Genomic DNA, 4069 nt, shown 5'->3' with positions numbered 1-4069 from the left:
CCACCCGCTACGACAAGACCGCCACGTCCTACCAGGCAACGGTCACCATCGCCGCGCTACTGCAATGGTTGTGAACCTTTGAAGACATTGCCTAGGCCATGGGTTACTCCGATCGGTTCGGTTGCGGTGCGGCGGTGATTGACGCGTGACTTCGGGGCGGGGCAAGTCGGCGGCCGACGGTGGGCGTGGCCGCGTGGGCCGCCGTCGGCCGGTGGCGGGTTCGGCGGCGGCGATGACGGCGGCGAGGTCGGCGGCGAAGAAACGCAGGTGTTTGCCGAGGAAGGTGCGGGGGATCTAGCGGCGGCCGGCGCGGCGGCGCGGCCAGGATTCGGGGACGCGAAGCAGTGCTGCGGCCTCTGCGGGGGTGTAGAAACGCGGGCCTTGATCGTCGGAGTGATCGTCTGCATGGGCGAGTGTTGGTGCGGGCGGCGGTAGGCGGCGTCGGGATCGCGAAGTGTTCGAATGCATCGAGGGCTCCCATGAGCGTTGGGTGAGGTCGCCACGACTGATGCCGGCACTTCGCGGGCGGCCGCCTGGGGCCGCCCGCGAAGAGTTCCGCGTGATGTGGCTGTCAGCGGTGGCCGCAGAGCAGGAGACGCAGGGCGGTCGCCGCTTGGGCGGGGACGACGCCGTTGCCGAGGACGCGCAACGCGCCGGTGCGGGGGAGGTCGAGGGTGGGGTCGGTGACCCAGTGGGCGGGTAGGCCCATGAGTCATTCCACGAAGGGTGGTGCGAGCACGGGCTTGCCGTGCTGGCCTGGTTGGGTGGGCGCGGGAGCGGGCCGGCCGATCAGAAGTTCCCAGCGTGCGATGACCGGTGCGTAGATCCCCCAGGTCGCCTCATCGGGTGTTCCCAGGCTGCTGGTGGGGAGCTGGGCGACGGTGGTGCGTAGGTCGGGGCCGCCGTCGCCGTGGTGGCCGGGGCCTCGCGCGTCGGAGGCCCGGGGCGTCGGTAGGGCAGGCGCTGCGCATCGCACGGCTGCGGACGGCAGGGTGAGCTCGCCGTGGGAGCCCCGTTGTCCCGGGCAGCCTTTCTGCCCGTCCGTCGCCCGTGGGGTGGGTAGGAGCACCTGTGACAGTGGCGGCCGGAAGCCGTCGCCTGCGCGGCGGCCGGGGGTGCCGGTGTCGATGGCGCGTGGGGTCGGCAACAGCTGGTGGCGGGTGCCGTGGGGTTCGATGACGTCGGGCAGCCCGTTGTGGTGTCCGGGTCCTTTGCCGTCACGGGCGCAGGGCGTGGGAAGTGTACGCACCTTCTCCCCCGCCTCTGGTGGTGGCGAGCAGGAACAGTCGGTCGCGTCGGTGGGCGGCGCCGATGTCGGATGCGCGTAGGCACAGCCAGCTCGTGTCGTACCCGAGCGTGGCCAGGTCGGTGTGGACGACGTCGAGTCCGCGCCTGCGGAGGGCGGCGACGTTCTCCACGAACACGAGCGGGGGTCGAAGAAGGCGAAGGGCTTTGGTGATGTGTTGCCAGAGGCTGGAGTGGGGGCCGGTGATGCCGGCGCGTTTGCCGGCGTTGGAGATGTCCTGGCAGGGGAAGCCTGCGGTGAGGACGTCGACATGCCGGACGTGGGTCCAGTCGATGGTGCGGATGTCGCCGAGGTTGGCCACGTCTGGCCAGTGATGGGCGAGGACGGTGCGGGCGTGTCGGTCGGTTTCGGCGTACCAGGTGAGGTGGCCGCCGAGCACCAGTTCGACGGCCAGGTCGAGGCCGCCGTAGCCGGTGCACAGCGATCCGATTCGCGGCCCGGGAACGTGGTCACTCACGCCACCTCCCGCGCAATGGTGCGGACGTTGGCGCCCAGCGGGGGTCGTCAGTCATCGGCGACCTCCGTGGGTAGTTCCGGCCGGCGGAAGATCAGCACGTCCTCGTGGGTGATCAGGTGCAGTGGGGTGCCGTTGGTGCGGGCCTTGCGCACGGCTTGGAGTTGGAAGAACGACGGGCGGGCGACGAGTCGCCCGTCGCGGACGGCGGCGAGGAGGGCGACGCACCGCTCGGTCGGGATGAGGCCCGCCCGGACACCAGCGGCGATGACGGCGCTGGGCAGGTCGACGAGCTGGCCGTTCTTGCGCCACGGACGGGCGGTGACCACGACGGTGCCGCCGGGTCGCAGCAGCGTGGCGCAGCCGGCCAGGATCTGCTCGAATCCGTCGGTGAGGCCGGTGAGGTCCCGGTAGGCGAGGTTTCCCTTGTCGGTGCCGTCGTTGTAGGCGTTGTCGAACTTCGCCACCCCGTCAGCACCGGGTCGGACGAGGCCGTGAACGGTGGGCCCGTACGGCGGTGAGGTGACGACCAGGGCGACCTGCCCGGTGAGGGCGGCGGGCAGCAGCGATCGCAGGCGGGTGGCGTCGCCGCGGACTACGGAGGCCCGGCCGCCGGCGCCCTGGTGCTGGGCGTGGGTGATGTTGGCGTCTGCGATGTTCGACCACCGCGGCTCGTACTCCACCCCGATCGCGTCGCGGCCCGCGTGGATCGCTTCGACCAGGGTGGTGCCGATCCCGCACATCGGGTCGAGGACCAGGTCGCCGGGTTGGGTGTAGGCGGCGATGGCGTGCGCGGCGATCGCGGGCAGCATCCGGGCGGGGTGCCTGACCGACTCGGGCACGTACCGGCCGCGGCGCTGCACCGGCCCGGTCCGCTGGGCGGTCGCCCACACCGACAGGCCCTCGGGTCCGCCGGGCGCGCGGTGGCGTCCGCCGGTGTCGCGGTGGCGGCCCTCGTAGTGGCGGTGCTGGCCGTGGTGGGTGTCCTCGGCTGGGTTTGCCGGCTGGTTGGTGTCGGCGGGGAAGGGCAGGTGCTCAGCCACGGCGACCGCCTTCCGAGCGTGGGTTCCGCTGGGAGGTGGGCGCCTGGTGGTGGGTGAACACCAGCAGGTCCGCGTGCAACTGCAGGTGCGCCACCGTCCACGGCTGCTCGGCCTGCGTGGCGACGGCGAGGAGTTCCTCGTCGGTGACGTGGTAGACGAACGCGTCGCCGCACGTGTCGGCGGTGACGGCGACGATGTGCTGCAGGTAGCCGAGCCCGATGGCGGCGGCCGCCTGCACGACGGGGGTGAAGTCCTGCGGGGCGGCCGGGCTGGCGGGGGCGGTGACGACGAGGATCAGGCAGCCGCCGGGGCGCAGCAGCCGCGCGCAGGCGGTCAACAGCCACGCTAGTCGGATGCGGTTGGTCGCGTCGGCGGTGTCGAGGGGCCAGCAGGCCACGACCAAGGTGGTCGCCTCCGCCAGGGACGCGCCGTCGGGTACAGGGACAGCCGGGTTGCTGGACGGGGGCAGGTTGGCGTCGGTGAGGTCGTCACCGAACCAGGTGCCCGTGTCCGTCAGGTCGCCGTCGTCCGGCTTGAGGGCCGGGTCGGTGCGGGTCGGCGGGCCGATGATCAGGCTGGACGCGTCGGTGAACCAGCCGGGGTGGTGTCGGCGCCCGCCCGTGGTGCAGGCGCTGGTGAGGGCGTGGTCGGTGGTGAGGTCGATGACCGCGTCGCCGGGGCGGCTGTAGGCGGCAACGAGCCGGTAGGCCAGCCGGGCGCCGATCGCGCGGCCGGTGTCGGCGTCGGTGCGGGCGGTGCGCCACACGGTGACCGGGACCGGCGGGTCACCGGCCACCAGGTCGATGAGGGTCGGGTCGACATGCGGGTCGACGGGGTGGGCGGGGTCGTGGTGGTGCTGCGGCGTGTGCTCGCTCATGTGGATGTCGGCTCCGCGCCGCGCGGGTAGTGCGCTGACACCCCAAACCTGCGGTTGTGTGCTCTGGCGAACGGCCCCGGTTCTCACAGCGGCTCGCAAGCGCTCACGGTCAGGTGTTGGTTGCGCTCACATCGCAGGTCAGCGGCGGTACAGCGGTACTGGGCTGGTGAGGGGGTCGCGAGCGTCCCATCTGTTTGCTCCAGTGGCGTGCGCCCGCTCAGCCTGGCTGGGCGGGGCGGGGTGTGGGGTTCGGCTGCTGTGTGGTGGGGACATGCGGCGGGGGGGGCGCCCGGGCCGGGGGGGGGGGGGGCCGGGGGGGCGGCCAGCCACCCCCCAACGGAAAAGCAACAAAAAACAATATAGGAAGAGAACACGTATGAAGTAAAAAA

The 4069-nt window shown here is 71.9% G+C and carries 4 protein-coding genes; all 4 read right to left on the bottom strand.

Features of this window, described 5'->3' with window-relative positions; all coding sequences use genetic code 11:
* Positions 1-571: 571 nt before the first annotated feature.
* Entirely contained in the window at positions 572-709 is a 138-nt protein-coding gene (locus ABZW14_RS34140) for a hypothetical protein (RefSeq protein WP_355355369.1), read from the bottom strand.
* A gap of 508 nt (positions 710-1217) precedes the next feature.
* Positions 1218-1763, bottom strand: a complete 546-nt coding sequence (gene dcm, locus ABZW14_RS34135; RefSeq protein ID WP_355355366.1) for a DNA (cytosine-5-)-methyltransferase — start codon at positions 1761-1763, stop codon at positions 1218-1220.
* Positions 1764-1810: 47 nt separating this feature from the next.
* Positions 1811-2803, bottom strand: a complete 993-nt coding sequence (locus tag ABZW14_RS34130) for a DNA methyltransferase (protein ID WP_355355363.1) — start codon at positions 2801-2803, stop codon at positions 1811-1813.
* The gene (locus ABZW14_RS34125; protein ID WP_355355360.1) at positions 2796-3680 is read right to left on the bottom strand and encodes a hypothetical protein; all 885 of its coding nucleotides are present in this window, start codon (positions 3678-3680) and stop codon (positions 2796-2798) included. Before ABZW14_RS34125 ends, ABZW14_RS34130 begins: the two co-directional genes overlap by 8 nt.
* Between the last annotated feature and the right edge of the window lie 389 nt (positions 3681-4069).

The sequence above is a fragment of the Micromonospora sp. NPDC004551 genome (assembly GCF_040609975.1).
GTDB lineage: Bacteria > Actinomycetota > Actinomycetes > Mycobacteriales > Micromonosporaceae > Micromonospora.
Note: the sequence above shows the minus strand (reverse complement) of the source record. Positions and strands in the feature narration are given on the sequence as shown.

What these genes read in the sequence shown, in the direction of transcription:
- ABZW14_RS34140 (WP_355355369.1), bottom strand. Translation starts at nt 709, where the DNA reads ATGGGCCTACCCGCCCACTGGGTCACCGACCCCACCCTCGACCTCCCC.
- ABZW14_RS34125 (WP_355355360.1), bottom strand. Translation starts at nt 3,680, where the DNA reads ATGAGCGAGCACACGCCGCAGCACCACCACGACCCCGCCCACCCCGTC.